This is a genomic window from Variovorax sp. OK605 (assembly GCF_900115445.1).
Taxonomy (GTDB): domain Bacteria; phylum Pseudomonadota; class Gammaproteobacteria; order Burkholderiales; family Burkholderiaceae_C; genus Variovorax.
Genome location: NZ_FOWL01000020.1, coordinates 1 through 19,143, shown reverse-complemented (window position 1 = coordinate 19,143; position 19,143 = coordinate 1). Strand labels below are relative to the sequence as shown.

17 protein-coding genes and 1 pseudogene are annotated in these 19,143 nt (G+C 70.1%); 9 read left to right on the top strand and 9 right to left on the bottom strand.

Annotated features, from left to right (window positions below):
* Window positions 1-152: 152 nt before the first annotated feature.
* The 4 genes from BM013_RS42025 (at window position 153) to BM013_RS34255 (ending at window position 3,410) form a co-directional block, all read left to right on the top strand.
* Window positions 153-281, top strand: a complete 129-nt coding sequence (locus BM013_RS42025; RefSeq protein WP_256221823.1) for a hypothetical protein — start codon at window positions 153-155, stop codon at window positions 279-281.
* A gap of 53 nt (window positions 282-334) precedes the next feature.
* Window positions 335-1,375 carry a MerR family transcriptional regulator gene (locus BM013_RS34265; protein WP_093133549.1) on the top strand — a complete coding sequence of 347 codons (1,041 nt, stop codon included), beginning with the start codon at window positions 335-337 and terminating at the stop codon, window positions 1,373-1,375.
* A 19-nt stretch (window positions 1,376-1,394) separates the two neighbouring features.
* Window positions 1,395-2,837, top strand: coding sequence for a carotenoid oxygenase family protein (locus BM013_RS34260; RefSeq protein WP_093133547.1), 1,443 nt, complete (start codon window positions 1,395-1,397; stop codon window positions 2,835-2,837).
* A gap of 132 nt (window positions 2,838-2,969) precedes the next feature.
* Entirely contained in the window at window positions 2,970-3,410 is a 441-nt protein-coding gene (locus BM013_RS34255) for a hypothetical protein (RefSeq protein ID WP_143098440.1), read from the top strand.
* A gap of 38 nt (window positions 3,411-3,448) precedes the next feature.
* Here the strand turns inward: BM013_RS34255 and kdpE are convergent, their stop codons facing one another.
* From kdpE to BM013_RS42020, 9 genes are read right to left on the bottom strand one after another with little or no spacing between them, the layout of a single operon-like run.
* Complete coding sequence (gene kdpE, locus BM013_RS34250; protein WP_093133541.1) at window positions 3,449-4,147, bottom strand: two-component system response regulator KdpE; 699 nt, start codon at window positions 4,145-4,147, stop codon at window positions 3,449-3,451.
* A gap of 4 nt (window positions 4,148-4,151) precedes the next feature.
* Complete coding sequence (locus BM013_RS34245) at window positions 4,152-6,914, bottom strand: DUF4118 domain-containing protein (RefSeq protein WP_093133538.1); 2,763 nt, start codon at window positions 6,912-6,914, stop codon at window positions 4,152-4,154.
* Window positions 6,915-6,926: 12 nt separating this feature from the next.
* Entirely contained in the window at window positions 6,927-7,067 is a 141-nt protein-coding gene (locus tag BM013_RS41475; RefSeq protein WP_177225649.1) for a hypothetical protein, read from the bottom strand.
* Window positions 7,057-7,416 (bottom strand): hypothetical protein, encoded by a 360-nt coding sequence (locus tag BM013_RS34240; protein WP_093133536.1) that lies wholly within the window; start codon window positions 7,414-7,416, stop codon window positions 7,057-7,059. The genes BM013_RS41475 and BM013_RS34240 overlap by 11 nt, the downstream gene beginning before the upstream one ends.
* A gap of 13 nt (window positions 7,417-7,429) precedes the next feature.
* Window positions 7,430-8,044, bottom strand: coding sequence for a potassium-transporting ATPase subunit KdpC (gene kdpC, locus BM013_RS34235; RefSeq protein WP_093133533.1), 615 nt, complete (start codon window positions 8,042-8,044; stop codon window positions 7,430-7,432).
* A gap of 13 nt (window positions 8,045-8,057) precedes the next feature.
* Window positions 8,058-10,238, bottom strand: coding sequence for a potassium-transporting ATPase subunit KdpB (gene kdpB / locus BM013_RS34230; protein WP_093133530.1), 2,181 nt, complete (start codon window positions 10,236-10,238; stop codon window positions 8,058-8,060).
* Between the two features lie 13 nt (window positions 10,239-10,251).
* Window positions 10,252-12,078 (bottom strand): potassium-transporting ATPase subunit KdpA, encoded by a 1,827-nt coding sequence (kdpA, locus tag BM013_RS34225; RefSeq protein ID WP_093133528.1) that lies wholly within the window; start codon window positions 12,076-12,078, stop codon window positions 10,252-10,254.
* A 1-nt stretch (window position 12,079) separates the two neighbouring features.
* Window positions 12,080-12,178: a K(+)-transporting ATPase subunit F gene (gene kdpF, locus BM013_RS34220; protein ID WP_019657711.1), complete on the bottom strand. Its 99-nt coding sequence runs from the start codon at window positions 12,176-12,178 to the stop codon at window positions 12,080-12,082.
* Window positions 12,175-12,306: a hypothetical protein gene (locus tag BM013_RS42020; RefSeq protein WP_256220139.1), complete on the bottom strand. Its 132-nt coding sequence runs from the start codon at window positions 12,304-12,306 to the stop codon at window positions 12,175-12,177. Before BM013_RS42020 ends, kdpF begins: the two co-directional genes overlap by 4 nt.
* Before the next feature lie 283 nt (window positions 12,307-12,589).
* Here BM013_RS42020 and BM013_RS34215 point away from each other — a divergent pair, with 283 nt between their 5' ends.
* From BM013_RS34215 to BM013_RS34195, 5 genes and pseudogenes are all read left to right on the top strand, one after another.
* Window positions 12,590-13,696: an efflux RND transporter periplasmic adaptor subunit gene (locus BM013_RS34215; RefSeq protein WP_093133525.1), complete on the top strand. Its 1,107-nt coding sequence runs from the start codon at window positions 12,590-12,592 to the stop codon at window positions 13,694-13,696.
* Window positions 13,693-16,773, top strand: coding sequence for a MexW/MexI family multidrug efflux RND transporter permease subunit (locus BM013_RS34210; protein ID WP_093133522.1), 3,081 nt, complete (start codon window positions 13,693-13,695; stop codon window positions 16,771-16,773). The genes BM013_RS34215 and BM013_RS34210 overlap by 4 nt, the downstream gene beginning before the upstream one ends.
* Entirely contained in the window at window positions 16,770-18,224 is a 1,455-nt protein-coding gene (locus BM013_RS34205; protein ID WP_093133519.1) for an efflux transporter outer membrane subunit, read from the top strand. Before BM013_RS34210 ends, BM013_RS34205 begins: the two co-directional genes overlap by 4 nt.
* Window positions 18,225-18,259: 35 nt before the next feature.
* The gene (locus tag BM013_RS34200; RefSeq protein WP_093133822.1) at window positions 18,260-18,946 is read left to right on the top strand and encodes a helix-turn-helix transcriptional regulator; all 687 of its coding nucleotides are present in this window, start codon (window positions 18,260-18,262) and stop codon (window positions 18,944-18,946) included.
* A 41-nt stretch (window positions 18,947-18,987) separates the two neighbouring features.
* Window positions 18,988-19,143: pseudogene (locus BM013_RS34195) on the top strand (superoxide dismutase [Fe]); the annotation flags it as partial.

The following is a 19,143-nucleotide window of genomic DNA, read 5'->3' as shown; positions in this document are numbered from 1 at the left end:
TCGTAGGTACGCATGGCGTGGTGGATGGTTGGGACTCGGAAAAAAACAAAACCCCGGAGGGACGCGGCCAGCCGGGGTTTTCAGTACCGGAAGGCGCAACGCCTTCCGAACGCGATCGAAGGCGATGTCAGGTGGCGCTGAGGCCTGCTTCGATGGCTTGGGTGAATTTCATGATGGGGCGGATTTTCTTTGTGCACGCGGGCGAAGGCAAGCGGCGTGACGCGATCCTGTGGGCTGCAAGCCACGGCGCGGATGCGATCGAACCGCCGAAATCCGCTTGACCCTCTCGTTGCGGCAGCCTCTAGGATGCCTTCAACTTGAAGAGAGAGAAGGCATGTTCCTGAAGATTGGCGAACTCGCGCGGCGCACCGGGCTGACCGTGCGCGCGCTGCGGCACTACGACGACATCGGCCTGCTGGTGCCGTCGCAAAGGTCCAGCGGCGGCTACCGCCTGTACGACCGCAGCGACGTGGCGCGGCTCTACCGCATCCAGGCGCTGCGGCGGCTCGACCTGCCGCTGGCCGGAATTCAGCGCCTGCTCGACGGTGCCGCCAGCGGCCTGGCGGACATCGTCGCGCAACAGGTGGCGCAGCTCGACCGCGAGATCCGCCAGGCCTCGGCCCTGCGCACGCACCTGCTCGCGATGCAGGGCCAGCTGCAGGCCAGCGAGGAGCCCGGGCTCGACGACTGGCTGCTCGCGCTGGAGAGCATGGTCGCGGGCGCGAAGTATTTCAGCGACGACGAACTGCGCACGCTCACGACGCCGCGCAACGAGGCGTCCGATGCCATCGCGCTCGAACGCTCGGCGCTGGCCGCGTCGCTGCGCGAACTGGTCGCGGCCGGCACCTCGCCCGAGAGCGCGCCGGCACAGGCGCTGGCGCGGCGCTGGATCGACATGCTGCTCGACGAAGCCGGCGGTGACGAGGGCCTGCTGATCAAGCTCTACACCATGCACTGGAACGAGCCGTCGCTGCATGCGCTCACCGGCGTGGACCGCGCCGGCATCCGGTACATCTCGCACGCGATGGCGTATGCGCGGCTGCAGCTGTACGCGCCCCATTGCAGCGCCGGCGACATGGCCACGCTGCGCGCGCACTACGTTGCGCAGACCGACGCATGGCCGCCGCTCATTGCCGACGTGCGCCGGCAGATGCTGGCCGGCGCGCCCGCCGATGGCGGGGCCATGCGGGCGCTCGCGCTGCGCTGGCAGGCGCTGTCGCTGGCCAAGGCCGGCGGCAACGCCGCGCTGCACGCACGGCTGCAGCACGCGTTCCGCAACGACCCGGCCTTGCGCGTGGGCTCGGGCATCGACGCGCCGCTGGCCGCCTATGTCGCGCACGCCATGGCGCAGCTCGACGCCCCCGTTTCTTCCTGAACGCATCCACAAGGCCCCTGTGAACCCCACCACGCAGACGAACCCCTACTTCTTCACCGGCAACTACGCGCCGCTCGGCGAGGAGCACGACATCGCGGCGCTCGACATCGAAGGCACGCTGCCGCCCGGACTCTCGGGCAGCCTGTACCGCGTGGGCCCGAGCCCGCAGTACGCGCCGCGCGACAACGACTACCACTGGTTCTCGGGCGACGGCATGGTGCACGCGTTCCACATCGATGCCGGCGTGGTGTCGTACCGCAACCGCTGGGCGCGCACGCCGAAGTGGCAGCTCGAGCATGAAGCCGGGCGCGCGCTCTTCGGCACCTTCGGCAACCCCGCCACCAGCGACCCGCTGGTGCAGGGGCTCAACGGCGGCACGGCCAACACCAGCATGCTGTGGCACGGCGACCGGCTGTTCGCGCTCGAGGAGTCGCACCAGCCCTTCGAGCTCGACGCGCACACGCTGGCGTCCAAGGGGCACCAGAGCTTCAGCGGCCGTGTGGACTCGCGCTGCACCGCGCACCCGAAGGCAGACCCCGAGACCGGCGAACTGCATTTCTTCGCCTACTCGCCCGACGGCCCCTGCTCGCCGACCATGCGCTACGGCGTGATGGACAGGCACTGCGAGGTCACGCAGCTGCAGTCGTTCACCGCGCCGCACGCGAGCATGGCGCACGACTTCATGGTGACGCGCGGGCACGTGCTCTTTCCCGTCACGCCGCTCACGCTCAGCATGGAACGCGCGATGCGCGGCAAGCCGCTGCTGGCATGGGACGCGAGCCTGCGCACGCATGTCGGCGTGATGCGGCGCGGCAGCGACAGCGGTGGTGGCGGCACCGGCACGCTGCGCTGGTTCGACACCGACGCCTGCCACGTGTTCCATGTCATGAACGCCTGGGACGACGGCGACACCATCGTGGCCTATGTCATGCAATCGGAGACCGCGCCCGGCCTGCCCGACGCCGAAGGCCGCCCCGGCGATCCGGCCGCGATGGCCGCGCGCCTGTGCCGCTGGACCTTCGACCTGCGCGGCGACGGCACCGCATTCCAGCGCGAATACCTCGACGACCTGGTGGCGGAGTTTCCGCGCATCGACGAGCGCTACACAGGCCGGCGCAACCGCTACGGCTTCTACACCTGCCATGCCACGCCGCGCGCGCGGGGCGATGCCGAAAGCGTGCTCTACGACAGCCTCGCGCGCTTCGACTTCGACACCGGCAAGCGCGAGATGCACACGCTGCCGCCGGGGGACGTGGTGTCCGAACCGGTGTTCGTGCCGCGCGCGGCGGACGCGCCCGAGGGCGACGGCTGGTTGCTGGCCGTGGCGTGGCGCGCGCAGGAAGAGCGCAGCGACCTGCTGGTGTTCGATGCCCGCGACCTGGAAGCCGGTGCGGTGGCTGTGGCGCGGCTGCCGCATCGCGTGCCCTTCGGGTTCCATGGCAGCTGGCGGTCGAACGCGTAGCCGCACGGTTGCGCGGCCTCCGTCATCAATTCGTCAAACCGGCGACCGGCATGAAGGGTGTAATCGCAATCCCAATCGCACTGCCGGACAGAAGTCCGGCGGCTCACCGTTCAGCTTCTCGAGGACCAGAAGATGGGAATACTTTCGGATTTCTTCGTCGCCAACCCTGAAGAGGCCATGCGCTACGCCAACCGACTCGACGAGCCCGACGAGGGCGACGAGATCGAGGAGCTGCTGGACCCGGCCCAGCACAAGCACTTCACGGACCTCGAGATCACCACGCTCTGGGCCATCCTCGAAGACAAGGAATGGGACGCCGACACGCACATGCTGGAGTACGTCGAGATCGGCGAAGACAGCGAGGCGTGGCTCAACCGGTTCCCGGAGGAACTGACGATGCTGCTGACCCGCGTGGCCGACGGCTCGTTCGGCCCCGTGCTGGCGAAGTGGGCCGACACGGAAGAGCTCGCGTGCGATGCGGCCGAACTGCACCCCGTGATGGAAGACCTGCGGAGGCTCGCGAACGATGCGGTCGCGCGGAAGAAATCCGTGTACCTCTGGGGCTGCCTCTAAAGCCCTTGCACCCGCCAGACCGCTAGACCGCCAGATCGCTAGACCACCAGCCGATACCCCACCGCCGTCTCGGTCAGCAGATGCCGGGGCTGCGCCGGATCGGCCTCGAGCTTCTGCCGCAGGTGCCCCATGTAGATGCGCAGGTAGTGGCTCTGGTCGGTGTGCGAGGGGCCCCACACCTCGCGCAGCAGCTGGCGCTGCGTGAGCACGCGCCCCGCGTTGGCGACCAGCACCGACAGCAGCCGGTACTCGGTCGGCGTCAGGTGCACCTCTGCGCCCGCGCGGCGAACCAGGCGCGCGGCGCGGTCGAGCTCGATCTCGCCGAAGCGGAACAGCGCCTCGGGCGCCTCGTCGGTGCTGCCGCCCGCCGCGCGCGGGCGGCGCAGGTTGGCACGCACGCGCGCCAGCAGCTCGCCGGTACCGAAGGGCTTGGTCAGGTAGTCGTCGGCGCCCGCGTCGAGCGCCGCGATCTTGTCGGCCTCGTCGCTGCGCGCGGACAGCACGATGATCGGCACCGCCGACCAGCCGCGCACGTCGCGGATCAGCGAGACGCCGTCGCCGTCGGGCAGGCCCAGGTCGAGCACCAGCAGGTCGGGCTGGCGCGTGCCGGCCGCGGCCAGCCCGTCGCGCAGCGTGCCGGCCTCGTGCACCAGCCAGCCTTCGGCTTCGAGCGCGCCGCGCACGAAGCGGCGGATCTGCGGCTCGTCTTCGATCACGATGGCGGTGGGTGCGGGCATGGGGTCAGAGTTGGGCTTCGGCCGGTTCGGGCGGCTCGCGGCGGGGCAAGGTGACCGTGAATTCTGCACCGCCGTCGCGCGCGTTGCCCGCCGCGATCTCGCCGCCGTGCGCGCTCACCACCGCCTTGCAGATCGCCAGGCCCAGGCCCACGCCCGGCGTGGCCGACTCGGCCTCGCCGCGGGTGAACTTGTCGAACAGCTTCTGCTCGCGGCCCAGCAATGCGGCGGGCAGGCCGGGCCCGTGGTCGCGCACGGTGAGCACCAGCGTGCCGGGCTCGGCGCGCGCGCCGACCACGATGGGCGGCGCGCCGTACTTGGTGGCGTTCTCCAGCAGGTTGACCAGCACGCGCTCGATCAGCACGGCGTCGAACTCGACCAGCGGCAGCTCGGGCGCGAGCGCGGTCTGCACGACGATGCTGCCCAGCGAGGTGCGCGCCGCGCGAATGGCCGAACCGACCACCTCCTCCACCGACTGCCAGTCGCGCCGCAGGTTGACCGCGCCGCCCGCGATGCCGCTTTCGAGCCGCGCCATGTCCAGCAGGTTGTTCACCAGCGCATGCAGCTCGTGCGCCTGCGCGACGATGGCGCGCGCAGCCTCGGCGTGTTCTTCGGGCGGCAGGGTCTGCAGCGATTCGGCCAGCGCGATGAGCGCGGTGAGCGGCGTGCGCACGTCGTGCGAAATGGCGCCGAGCAAGGCATTGCGCAGGCGCTCCGACTCCATCTCGACCACGGCCTGCTGCGCCACCTCCACGTAGTGCACCCGCTCCAGCGCAATGGCGATCTGCCGCGCCAGCGTGTCCAGCTGCTGCGCCTGTTCCGGAATGAGCAGCCAGCGCGGCTGCGCGGGCGACAGCGCCAGCACGCCGCGCACGCGCATCGGCGCCTGCAGCGGCACGTAGTGCCACGTCTGCGCGGCCAGCGTGGCGGTGGCGAGGCCGGCGCTCTGGCCGTGGCGGAAGGCCCAGTCGGCCACCTGGGGGTCGAAGCCCTCGGGCGGGTCGGCGGGCAGCACGAGCTGGTCGGCCGCGTCGGTCACCAGCACCAGCGCGTCGCCACCGAAATGGCCTCGCACGGCGGCACCGCCGAGCGCGACCACCTGCGAGCTTTCGAGCGCGGCGGAGAGTTCGCGCGTCAGCTCGAACAGCGAACGCGCGCGCCGCTCGCGGCTGGTCGACACGCCGGCCGCGAAGCGCAGGCCCGCCGTGAGCTGCCCCACCAGCAGGCCGACGCCGAGCATGATCGCGAAGGTCAGCACGTACTGCACGTCGCTCACCGCGAAGGACATGCGCGGCGGCACGAAGAAGTAGTCGAAGGCCGCGACGTTGAGCAGCGCGGCCAGCGCCGACGGCCCGCGCCCGAAGCGCATCGCCACGCCCACCACGCCGAGCAGGAACAGCATGACGATGTTCGACAGCTCCAGCACGCCGGTCAGCGGCATGCAGACCAGCGTGAGCGCGATGCTGGTGGCGCCCGCCCATGCGTAGGCCGGCCAGTGGGTGGGGGCCTTCACGTGGTCGTCGCTGTCGATGCGCGCGCCTTCCAGCGGCGCACGGGACAGGCGGCGCGAACTCTCGGCCTGCGCGACTTCCATGATGTCGAGCGCGGGCGCGTGCCTGGCGAGCGCGGCCGACAGGGGCTGCGCCGCGCCGGGCCACCAGCGCCACCAGCGCCGCCAGCCGGCGGCCGGCTCGGAGCGCCCCAGCACCAGCGTCGCGCAGTTGAGCCGGCGCGCCTGCTCGGCGAGCTGCTCGGCCACGTCGGCGCCGGTGAGCACGGCGGTGGCCGCGCCCAGTTCCTCGGCCAGCTTGAGCACGGCCAGGATGCGGTCGCGCTCCGCCGCGGCCAGGCGCTGCAGCCGGGGCGTCTCGACGTACGCCGCGTGCCATCGCACGCTGAGCTGGCCCGCGAGCCGCGCCGCGGTGCGCACCGTCTGCGCCGCGCCTTCGTGCGGGCCGACGCACGCGAGGATGGCGCCCGAGGTGTTCCAGGCCTGCAGGCCCTGGCCCTTGCCCTTCCCGTTGCTGCCGCCCGCGCCCGATTGCTCCACGCGCCAGCCGCGCACGTCGTCCTCCACATGCTCGGCCGTGCGGCGCAACGCGATCTCGCGCAGCGCGATCAGGTTGCCCTTGCGAAAGAAGTTCTGCGCCGCGCGCTCCGCCTGTTGCGGCAGGTAGACCTTGCCGGCCGCCAGCCGCGCGGTGAGTTCGTCGGGCGTGACGTCGACCAGCACCACCTCGTCGGCCTCGTCGAGCACGGTGTCGGGCACGGTCTCGTGCACGCGCACGCCGGTGATGGCGCCGACCGTGCCGTTGAGGCTTTCGAGGTGCTGCACGTTGAGCGCCGACCACACCTCGATGCCCGCGGCCAGCAGCTCCTGCACGTCCTGCCAGCGCTTGGCGTGGCGCGAGCCGGGGGCGTTGGTGTGGGCCAGTTCGTCGACCAGCAGCACGGCGGGCTTGCGGGCCAGCGCGGCGTCGAGGTCGAACTCGGCCAGGGTGCGACCGCGGTAGGGCAGCTCGCGCAGCGGCAGCGCGTCGAGCCCCGCGAGCAGCGCGGCGGTTTCGCTGCGGCCATGGGTCTCGGCCACGCCGATGAGCACGTCGCGCCCGGCCGTGCGCTCGCGCTGCGCGGCGCTCAGCATGGCCCAGGTCTTGCCCACGCCGGCGCTGGCACCGAAGTAGATGCGCAGCTTGCCGCGCTGCGCGCGCGCCTCGTCGTTGCGCAGCTGCGCAATCAAGGCGTCGGGGTCGGGGCGGTCGTCGAGCATGGGTGGCGCAGGTTATCGCATCGGGCAGCTTTTTCGGCTGGCGCGGCGACCGGCGTGGCGCCGCGCGGTGCGCGAGAGAACGAACCAGGCGAAGCCCAGCGGCACGAACAGCGCCGCCATGGCCAGCAAGGCCAGCAGCAGGTCAGTGGCCATGGCGCAGGCCGCAGCGCGCGAGGTGCTCGCGCCAGCTCACGAGCCGGCCGATCTCGCCGGAGGGCACGCACTCGATCAGGCGGTGCAGCACGTCGGCGTAGCTGGCGATCGGCAGGCGGATCATCAGGCGCACGCAGGGTGCGTCGCTTTCCTGCGAGCAGCAGGCGTGCAGCAGCGGCTCGCAGCGCACCACGCCCGCGTCGGGGCAACCGGCGATGCTGCGGCGCACGCGCAAGGCGTCGGCGCAGCAGACGGTGACGTCGAGCACGTGGAACGCGCTGGTCGGCGTGGTCATGGGTGCGTGCGTTCGCGGCACGCCGGGGTGTTCTCTGTAGGCGGCATAGGCCATGGTTTTTCTCTCCTCAACGCGGGGTCGAAGGACTCGGACTGAAGGAACCCGCAAAGGCGTCGAGCGCGATGTTCAGCGCCAGCACGTTGACGCGCGACTCGCCCAGGAAGCCCCAGGTGGGCCCCTGCGTGTTGTCGGTGATCAGCGTGTGGATGCGGTCCAGCGGAATGCCGCGCACGCGCGCCACGCGCGCCGCCTGGTACTGCGCGGCGGCGGGGCTGATGTCGGGGTCGAGCCCGCTGGCCGAGGCGGTGACGAGGTCGACCGGCACCGGCGCGGTGTTGCCCGGGTCGGCCGCGCGCAGCGCCTCGACGCGCGCCTTCACCGCATCGGCCAGCGCGGGGTTCAGCGGGCCCTGGTTCGAGCCGCCCGAGGCGCTGGCGTTGTAGGGCTGCGGCGCGGTGGCCGACGGGCGGCCCCAGAAGTGCTTGGGGTCGCTGAAGTTCTGGCCGATGAGCCTGGAGCCCACGGTGGTGCCGTCGCGTACGACGAGGCTGCCGTCCGCCTGCGCGGGGAACACCGCCTTGGCGGCGCCGGTGACGGCCATGGGATAAATGAGGCCGGTGAGCGCGCTCAGCAGCACGAAGAGCACGAGCGCGGGGCGAACGATGTTGCCGTTGTTGTTCATGGTGAAGAACTCCTCAGACCAGGTGGACTGCAACGAGCAGCCAGTCGATCAGCTTGATGCCGATGAAGGGAACCAGCAGGCCGCCCAGGCCGTAGATGGCCAGGTTGCGGCGCAGCAGCGCGGCGGCGCCCACGGGCCGGTAGCGCACGCCCTTGAGGGCCAGCGGAATCAGGAACACGATGACCAGCGCGTTGAAGATCACCGCGCTCAGGATGGCCGACGACGGGCTCGCCAGGCGCATCACGTTCAGCGCGCCCAGCTGCGGGTAGGTCGACACGAAGATCGCCGGAATGATCGCGAAGTACTTCGCCACGTCGTTCGCGATCGAGAAGGTGGTGAGCGAGCCACGCGTCATCAGCAGCGCCTTGCCGGTTTCCACCACCTCGAGCAGCTTGGTCGGGTTGGAGTCGAGGTCGACCATGTTGCCGGCCTCCTTCGCGGCCTGCGTGCCGCTGCCCATGGCCACGGCCACGTCGGCCTGCGCGAGCGCCGGGGCGTCGTTGGTGCCGTCGCCGGTCATGGCCACCAGCCGGCCCTCGGCCTGGTACTGGCGGATGAGCGCGAGCTTGTCTTCCGGCGTGGCCTCGGCCAGGAAGTCGTCCACGCCGGCTTCGGCGGCAATGGCCGCGGCCGTGAGCTTGTTGTCGCCGGTGATCATCACGGTCTTGATGCCCATGCGGCGCAGCTCGGCAAAGCGCTCCTTGATGTCGGTCTTGACGATGTCCTTCAGCTCGACCACGCCCAGCACGCGGTTGCCTTCGGCCACGGCCAGCGGCGTGCTGCCACGGCGCGCGGTTTCCTCGGCCGTGCGCAGCACCTCGGGTGCCATGCTGCCGCCGAGCGCCTCGACGTGGCGGCGCAACGCGTCCACCGCGCCCTTGCGCAGCAGCACGTCGTCGGTGTCCAGGCTGTTCGGCGCGGCCGGCAGGTCGACGCCGCTCATGCGGGTCTGCGCGGTAAAGGGCACGAAGCGCGCGCCTTCCACAGGCGTGGTGTCCAGCCCGTCGCGGCGAGCCAGCTCGACGATGCTGCGGCCTTCGGGTGTTTCGTCGGCCAGCGAGGCGAACATGGCGGCGCGTGCCAGGCGGGCCTTGGTCACGCCCGGCGCGGGCAGGAACGCGGTGGCCTGGCGGTTGCCGTGGGTGATGGTGCCGGTCTTGTCGAGCAGCAGCACGTCGACGTCGCCGGCGGCTTCCACCGCGCGGCCCGAGGTGGCGATCACGTTGGCCTGCATCATGCGGCTCATGCCGGCCACGCCCACGGCCGACAGCAGGCCGCCGATGGTGGTCGGGATCAGGCACACCAGCAGCGCGACCAGCGCGGTGAGCGACACCACGGTGCCCGCGCCGGCGGCCTCCACGCTGAACACCGAGAACGGCAGCAGCGTGACGGTGACCATGAGGAACACCAGCGTGAGCGCCACCAGCAGGATGGTGAGTGCGATCTCGTTGGGCGTCTTCTGGCGCTTGGCGGCCTCGACCATGCCGATCATGCGGTCGAGAAAGGACTCGCCCGGGTTCACCGACACACGCACCACCAGCCAGTCGGACAGCACGCGGGTGCCGCCGGTCACGGCCGAGAAGTCGCCGCCCGATTCGCGCACCACGGGCGCCGATTCGCCGGTGATGGCGCTTTCGTCCACCGAGGCCACGCCTTCGATCACTTCGCCGTCGAGCGGAATGACGTCGCCGGTTTCCACCAGCACGATGTCGCCCTTGCGCAGGTTGGGTGCCTGCTCGGGCAACCAGCTGTGAGCCCCCACGCTTGCCACTGCGTGTGCTGCGCTGCCACCCGAGGGGGCTGCTTCGCCTTGGGGCGGCCCGGCGGCGAAGCGCGCGCCGTGGTGCGGCCCGGCCAGCTTCTTGGCCCAGGTGTCCTTGCGCAGGCCGCGCAGCGAGGCCGCCTGCGCCTTGCTGCGGCCTTCGGCCAGCGCTTCGGCGAAGTTGGCGAACAGCACGGTGAACCACAGCCACACGGTGATGGCCAGCACGAAGCCGGGCTTCATGCCGGTGTCGCCCGGGAAGCTCAGCGCATGCACCCAGAGCAGGCTGGTGAGGATGCTCCCGATGTAGACGATGAACATCACCGGGTTGCGCCACTGGGTGCGCGGGTTCAGCTTGGCGAAGGCGCCCCACAGGGCGGGCTTGACCAGCGCTGCGTCGAACAGCGAGAGAGATGTTTTTGTAGAGGTCATGGTGCGCTCCTTCTCATTTCCAGAGCACGAGGTGTTCGACGATCGGGCCCAGGGCCAGCGCCGGCACATAGTTGAGCAAGCCGACCAGCAGCACGGTGCCGATCAGCAAAGAGACGAACAGCGGGCCGTGCGTGGGCAGCGTGCCGCCGGTGACGGGCAGGCGCTTCTTGGCGGCCAGCGAGCCGGCGATGGCCAGCACCGGCACGATCATCGCGAAGCGCCCGAGCCACATGGCCAGCCCGAGCAGGCCGTTGTAGAAGGGCGTGTTGGCCGACAGGCCCGCGAAGGCGCTGCCGTTGTTGTTGGCGGCCGAGGTCAGCGCGTAGAGGATTTCGGAGAAGCCGTGCGCGCCGGGGTTGGCGATGCCGGCCTTGCCGGCGCCCGCGATCACCGCCACCGCGGTGCCGGCCAGCACCAGGATGGGCGTGACCAGGATGGCGATGGAAATCAGCTTCATCTCGCGCACCTCGATCTTCTTGCCGAGGTACTCGGGCGTGCGGCCGATCATGAGGCCGGCGATGAACACCGCCAGCATCGCGAAGATCAGCATGCCGTACAGGCCCGAGCCCACGCCGCCGAACACCACCTCGCCGAGCTGCATGAGCACGATCGGCACCATACCGCCCAGCGGCGTGAGCGAGTCGTGCATGGTGTTCACGGCGCCGCACGAGGCGGCCGTGGTGATGGCGGCGAAGAGCGCGGAGGCGTCGATGCCGAAGCGCACTTCCTTGCCTTCCATGTTGCCGCCGGACTGCAGCGCGCTGGCCACCTGGTCGACGCCCAGCGGCGCGAGCAGCGGGTTGCCGGCCTGCTCGGCGGGCGTGAGGACCACCACGGCAATGACGAACATCACCGTCATGGCGGCCAGCACGGCCCAGCCCTGGCGCATGTCGCCCACCACGCGGCCGAAGGTGAAGCACAGCGCGGCCGGGATCAGGAAGATCGCGATCATCTGCAGCAGGTTCACCAGCGCGGTCGGGTTCTCGTAGGGGTGCGCCGAGTTGGCGTTGAAGAAGCCGCCACCGTTGGTGCCCAGCATCTTGATGGCCTCCTGCGAAGCCACCGGGCCCATGGCCAGGGTCTGCGTGGCGGTGCTGGCGTCTTCCATCACCGGCTGGCCCTTGTCGTCCTTCAGCGGCTGGCCGTCGGGGCCGTTCTTCGGCTGCTGGAAGGCCGTGGTCTCCAGCGTGTTCACCGTCTTGTAGCCGTCGAAGTTCTGAATCACGCCCTGGCCCGCGAAGACCATCGCGATCACGAACGAGATCGGCACCAGCACCCACAGCGTGATGCGGGTGATGTCGGCCCAGAAGTTGCCGACGAGGCCTTTGCCCTGACCGCCGTCACCACCATCACCACCATCACCGCGGCGCGCGAAGCCGCGCACCAGCGCGAACGCCACCGCGATGCCGGTCGCGGCCGAGAGGAAGTTCTGCACCGTGAGCCCGAGCATCTGCGTGAGATAGCTCATGGTCGACTCGCCGGCGTAGCCCTGCCAGTTGGTGTTCGACACGAAGCTCACGGCGGTGTTGAAGGCCGAGTCGCTCGACACGGCCGTCATGCCCGCGGGGTTCAGCGGCAGCCAGCCCTGCAGGCGTTGCAGCGCATAAAGAAAGATCGCGCCGATGGCGTTGAAGGCGAGCAGCGCGAACGCGTAGCGCAGCCAGTGCATCGACTGCGCGGGCTGCACGCCCGCGAGCTTGTACAGCGGCGCTTCCACGCGCTGCATCCAGCGCGGCAGGCGCTCGTTGCACAGCGCGGCAAGGAACTTGCCCACGGGCCAGGCGAGCACGCCCAGCACCGCGAGAAAAAGGGCCAGCAGGCCCCAGGCGGAGGCGGTCATGTCAGAACTCCTCCGCGCAGATCAGCGCGAACACGAGGTAGGCGAACAGGACCACGGCGATCAGCGCGCCGAAGCCATAGAGAACTTCGAGGCTGATCACGATGAGGCTCCACCGGTTGATTTCAGAGAACTCGGCGGGTTCGGCGCGTCGAGCCTGTTCAGCCCGACCACCATGGCCCCCACCACGGCCCACAGCGCCAGCAAGGCGCCCATCCAGACGATGTCCATTCAATTGCTCCTGGAGCGAAACACAAGGCCTTCAGTCTCGGGAGCGGTGCGTAAAAACAGGGAACAGAGTCGGCGGGGCCGCATAAAGAAAGCGTAAAAACGCGCGCCTTTTTCCAAGCGCCGGCTGTCACAAAGCCGCCGCGCCGCCCGTCTTGAGGGAGAAGACGCGTGTGAACGGGCAGATAGCCCGTCCCTATCGGGGTCATTGCCGCGTCGTCCTCGACAGCGCTTTCAGCGCCATTTAATAATCCAAGTACTTATTTTGATAAATAACGGACCGATCATGAAGACACGTTCAAGGGCCTGGCTGGGCGCCGGCCTCGCGGTGGTGGTGATGGGGGGAGCCGGCTACGGGCTCGTTGCGAAGCTCCGGCCGGCGCATGCGCAGGGCGGCGGCATGCCGCCCGCGAAGGTGGCGGTGGCGCCCGCCAGAAAGACCGAGGTGGCGCGTTTCCTGAGCGGCATCGGCACGCTGGAGGCCAACCGGCAGGTCGAGGTGCCGGCCGAAGTGGAAGGCCGCGTCGCGAAGATCCTCTTCACGCCCGGCGGCGAGGTGCGCGCGGGCCAGTTGCTGGTGCAGCTCAACGACGCGCCCGAGCAGGGCGACCTCGAGCGCCTGACCGCCCAGCGCGCCAATGCCAGGGCATTGCTGGAGCGCACGCGCCGCCTGCTGCCGCAGCAGGCCGCCACGCAGGAACAGCTCGAACAGGCGCAGGCCGCCTTCGACCAGGCCAGCGGCGACCTGCGCCGTGCCCAGGCGGTGCTGGAGCAGAAGCGCATCAAGGCGCCGTTCGACGGCGTGCTGGGCATCCGCCGCGTCAACCTCGGACAGTTCGTGCGCGCCGGCGACGCGCTGGTGTCGCTCACCGACAGCCGCACGCTGTTCGCCAACCTCACGCTGCCTGAGACCGCCCTGCCCGCGCTCAAGCGCAACCAGGCGGTGGCGCTCTCGGTCGATGCGTATCCGGGCCGCGTGTTCCAGGCCAGGCTCAGCACCATCGAGCCGCAGATCGGCAGCGACACGCGCACCGTGCGGCTGCAGGCCACCATCGACAACGCCGACGGCGCGCTCACGCCGGGCATGTTCGTCAACGGCAAGGTGGCGCTGCCGGCGCGCGCCGGCGCCATCACCGTGCCCGAGACGGCCATCACCTACAGCACGCACGGCGACTCGGTCTTCGTCGTGCGGACCGCCGAGAAGGGCGACGGCTTCACGGCCCAGCAGGTGTTCGTGACGGCCGGCGACCGGCAGGACGGCTGGGTCGTCATCGAGAAGGGCCTGGCGGCCGGCGACAAGGTCGTCACCTCGGGCCAGTTGCGCCTGTACACCGGCGCGGCCGTGGCGCCGGCAGAGAAGGACACGCTGGCCCTGCAGGAGCCGAAGTCATGAAGTTCACCGACCTCTTCGTGCGCCGGCCCGTGCTGGCGCTGGTGGTGAGCACGCTCATCCTGCTGCTGGGCGCGCGTGCGCTGGGCGACCTGCCGGTGCGCCAGTACCCGCTGACCGAGAGCACCACGCTCACCATCACCACCCAGTACCCCGGCGCCTCGCCGGAGCTGATGCAGGGCTTCGTCACGCAGCCTTTTTTTCAGGCTGTGGCGACCATCGAGAACGTCGACTACCTGTCGTCTTCGTCCACCTTGGGCCGCAGCGTGATCAGCGTGCGCATGAAGCTCAACGCCGACGCCAACCAGGCGCTCACGCAGGCGATGGCGCAGGTCAGCCAGGTGAAGTACCGGCTGCCGGCCGAGGCCTTCGACCCCGTCATCCTGAAGTCGTCGGGCGAGGCCACGGCCGTGGCGTACGTCGGCTTCTCCAGCAAGACGATGCCGATGCCCGCGCTCACCGACTACCTCTCGCGCGTGGCGCAGCCGCAGTTCGCCTCCATTCCCGGCGTGTCGGGCGTGGAGGTGTCGGGCGGGCAGACGCTGGCGATGCGCGTGTGGCTCGACCCCAACCGCATGGCCGCGCGCGGCATCTCGGCCGGCGAGCTGGCCGACGCGCTGCGCCAGAACAACGTGCAGGCCGCGCCCGGACAGGTGAAGGGGCTGTACGTGGTGTCGAACATCCGCGTGAACACCGACCTGGTGAACGTGGCCGAGTTCCGCGACATGGTGGTCAAACGCGACGGTGACGCCATCGTGCGCCTGGGCGATGTGGCCACGGTGGAGCTGGGCGCGGCCAGCGCCGACAGCAGCGCCACCATGGACGGCGTGCCCGCCATCTACCTCGGCCTGCAGGCCGCGCCCAACGGCAACCCGCTGGTGATCGTGAAGCGCATCCGCGACCTGCTGCCCGGCATCAAGCAGAACCTGCCGCCGGGCGTGGAGGTGCAGCTGCCCTTCGAGCTGGCGCGCTTCATCGAGGCTTCCATCGACGAGGTGCAGCAGACGCTGCTCGAAGCCATCGCCATCGTGGTGCTGGTGATCTTTCTTTGCCTGGGCTCGGTGCGCGCGGTGCTGATTCCGGTGGTGACCATTCCGCTGTCGATGCTGGGCGCCGCCGCGCTGATGCTGCTGTTCGGCTTCAGCATCAACCTGCTGACCCTGCTGGCGATGGTGCTGGCCATCGGACTGGTGGTGGACGACGCCATCGTGGTGGTGGAGAACGTGCACCGGCACATCGAGGAAGGCAAGTCGCGCGTGCAGGCCGCGCTGATCGGCGCGCGCGAAGTGGCCGGCCCGGTGATCGCCATGACGCTCACGCTGGCCGCGGTGTACGCGCCCATCGGGCTCATGGGCGGGCTCACGGGGTCGCTGTTCAAGGAGTTCGCCTTCACGCTGGCCGGCGCGGTGGTGGTGTCGGGCGTGATCGCGCTCACGCTGTCGCCGGTGATGAGCTCGTTCCTGCTGCCGCAGGACACCGCGGGCAGCCGCATGTCGCGCGCCGCGGAGTCGTTCTTCCACCGGCTGTCGACCGGCTACGGCCGCCTGCTCGACGTGTCGCTGCACCACCGCTGGGTGACGGGCGCCTTTGCCGCGCTGGTGCTGGCGAGCCTGCCCTTTCTGTACAACGCGGCGCAGCGCGAGCTGGCGCCCGGTGAAGACCAGGCCATGGTGCTCACGGCCATCAAGTCGCCGCAGCACGCCAACATCGACTACGTCGAGAAGTTCGGCAAGAAGTGGGACGAGGTGTTCGCCGCGCTGCCCGAGAACACCGGCCGCTGGCTCATCAACGGCTCCGACGGCGTTTCGAACAGCATCGGCGGCGTGCAGCTGTCGGACTGGAAGGACCGCCAGCGCAACGCCGACCAGATCCAGGGCGACACGCAGGGCCGCATGAACGAGGTGGAAGGCAGCAGCGTGTTCGCGTTCCAGCTGCCCTCGCTGCCGGGCTCCACCGGCGGGCTGCCGGTGCAGATGGTGATCCGCAGCGCGGGCGACCACCGCAGCGTGTTCGAGGCGATGGAAACGCTGAAGAAGTCGGCGCGCGACAGCGGCAAGTTCGCCGTGGTCGACAGCGACCTGGAGTTCAACAACCCCACGGTGGAGATACGCGTGGACCGCGCCAAGGCCAACAGCATGGGCGTGACCATGAAGGCCATCGGCGACACGCTGGCGGTGCTGGTGGGCGAGAACTACGTCAACCGCTTCGGCATGGACGGCCGCTCGTACGACGTGATTCCGCAGTCGCCGCGCGAGCAGCGCCTGACGGCCGAGGCGCTGTCGCGCTACTTCGTGAAGAGCGCCAGCGGCCAGCCGGTGCCGCTGGCCAACCTGGTGCAGCTGTCGACCAGCGTGGGCCCCAACAAGCTCACGCAGTTCAACCAGCTCAACGCGGCCACCTTCCAGGCCATTCCGATGCCGGGCGTGACCATGGGCGACGCGGTGGCGTTCCTGAGCGAAGAGGCCAAGAAGCTGCCCGCGGGCTTCAGCTTCGACTGGCAGTCGGACGCGCGGCAGTTCACGCAGGAAGGCTCGGCGCTGGTGATGGCCTTCGTGTTCGCCATCGTGGTGATCTACCTGGTGCTGGCGGCGCAGTACGAGAGCCTGCGCGACCCGCTGATCATTCTGATCAGCGTGCCGATGTCGATTTGCGGCGCGCTGGTGCCGCTGGCGCTGGGCTTCGGCACCATCAACATCTACACGCAGATCGGGCTGGTGACGCTCATCGGGCTCATCAGCAAGCACGGCATTTTGATGGTGGAGTTCGCCAACGAGATCCAGATGCACAAGGGCCTCGACCGGCGCGCGTCGATCGAGGAGGCCGCGCGCATCCGCCTGCGCCCGATTTTGATGACCACGGCCGCGATGGTGATGGGCCTGGTGCCGCTGCTGTTCGCCAGCGGCGCGGGCGCCAACAGCCGCTTCAGCATCGGCCTGGTGATCGTGGTCGGCATGCTGGTGGGCACGCTGTTCACGCTGTTCGTGCTGCCCACCATGTACACGCTGCTGGCGCGCGACCACCGCCCTGCGGGCCGCTCGCAGCGCACCACCGAACTCGATGCACTGGCCGAAGGCGCATGACCATGAACAGACTCCTTTCCTTCACCGCGCCCTTCGCGCCCTTCGCGCCCTTCGCGCTCGGCGTGCTCGTGCTGGCCGGCTGCGCCGTCGGGCCGACCTACACCGCCCCGGCCGACGCGCCCGTCGTCATCTCGGCGCCCGAACGCGCGCTGTTCGCCAACGACGCGGTGCAGCGCGACTGGTGGCGCCAGCTCGACGACCCGCAGCTCGACGCGCTGGTCGAGCGTGCGCTGGCCGGCAACCACGACATCCGCATGGCGCGGGCGCGGCTGCTCGAGGCCCGCGCCACGCAGACGGAAGCCGAGCTCGACCGGCTGCCCGTCGTCACCGCCAGCGCGAGCAAGACCCGCGGCATCGCGCAGGGCAACAACGGCGCGCAGCCCGCGCTGCGCTCGCTCTCGCAAAGCAGCCGCGCCGGCTTCGACGCCTCGTGGGAAATCGACCTGTTCGGCCGCCTGCAGCGGCTCGACGAGGCCGCCACCGCGCGCGCCGAGGCCAGCGCGGCCGACCTGGCGCAGGTGCGCATCGTGGCCGTGGCCGAGCTGGCGCGCAACTACTACGAGATGCGCGGCGCCGAGCAGCGCATGGCCGTCACGCGCCGCACGCTCGACAGCCTGCGCGGCAGCCTGCGCGTGACCGAGGCCCAGGTGCGCACCGGCCGCGCGCTCGAGGGCGACTTGGCCAGCGCCCAGGCCAACCTCGCGACCACCGAGAGCCAGCTGCCCGCGCTGGAAACCGCGCGCCGCCTGGCGGCCTACCGCGTCGCGGTACTGGCCGGCTTGCGCCCGGCCGAGCTGGAACCGATGCTGCAGCCGCGCCAGCTGCGCGTGCTCGACAAGCGCCTGCCCATCGGCGACCTGGGCGAGCTGCTGCGCCGCCGGCCCGACGTGCTGCGCGCCGAGCGCGGCCTGGCCGCCAGCACGGCGGACGTGGGCGCGACCACGGCCGAGCTGTACCCGCGCTTCGACATCGGCGGCTTCCTGGGCTTCGTCGCGCTGCGCGGCGCCGACCTGGGCAGTTCGTCGAGCCGGGCCTTCAGCGTGACGCCGGGCGTGAGCTGGCCTGCCCTGCGGCTGGGCTCGGTGAAGGCCCGCGTGCGCGGCGCCGAAGCCCGCGCCGAGGGCGACCGCGCGCTGTACGAGCAGACGGTGCTGCGCGCCGTCGAGGACGTGGAAGGCGCGCTCACCGGCTACGGCCAGAACCAGCTGCGCCTGCAGCGGCTGGTGGAAGCCTCCGCACGCAGCGGGCGCGCCGCGGAGCTGGCCGAAGTGCGCTACCGCGAAGGCGCCGCGCCCTACCTGAGCGTGCTCGACGCGCAGCGCACCCTGCTGCGCGCGCAGGACGCCGTGGCCGAGGCCGAGACCGCCTCGTTCACCAGCCTGGTCGCGCTGTACAAGGCGCTGGGAGGCGGCTGGCAACCCCCGCAAGCAAAGGGAGCGCCAACCACCTGACAATGGCAGCGTTTTCCTCCACGATCGAACTCGCCATGTCCGCACCAGATGCCAAGCCCGCCTGGATGCCGCACCAGCCGGCAGACCGCATCCTGTCCACGCTCAAGACGCGCGGCGCGCTCGGCATTCCCGACATCGCCAAGATCCTGAGCGTGACGGTGGAGGCCGTGCGCCAGCAGATGGCCAAGCTGGAGACCGAAGGCTTGGTCGACGCCGAGAGCCGCTCCAGCGGCCGCGGCCGGCCCACGCAGATCTGGCGGCTCACCGGGGAGGGCCACAAGCGCTTTCCCGACACGCACGCCGAGATGACGGTGCAGATGATCAGCGCCGTCATCAGCGTGTTCGGCGAGAAGGGCATGGACCAGCTCATCACGGCGCGCGAGGCCGTCATGCGCGCCAACTACACCAAGGCCATGCGCGGCGCGCGCAGCCTCCGGACAAGGCTGGAGCGGCTGGCGGCAATCCGCAGCCGCGAGGGCTACATGGCCGAGTTCCGGCCCGACGAACAGGGCGCGGGCGACGGTTTTCTCTTCATCGAGAACCACTGCCCGATCTGCACCGCGGCGCAGGCCTGCTCGGGCTTCTGCCGCAGCGAACTCCAGCTCTTCGACGAAGTGCTGGGGCCCGACGTGAGCGTGAGCCGCGTCGAGCACGTGCTGGCGGGCGCGCGGCGTTGCGCCTACCGGATCGAACCCAAGGCCGATGCCGCGGCGGCCGGCTGAATACTCTGAACCGTTTTTCTCAACCTAAAAAGGAAACCACGATGGAACACAAGCTCCCACCCCTGCCCTACGCGCTCGACGCGCTGGCACCCGAGTACTCGCAGGAAACCCTCGAGTACCACTACGGCAAGCACCACAACGCGTACGTGGTGAACCTCAACAACCTGCAAAAGGGCACCGAGTTCGAGGCCATGACG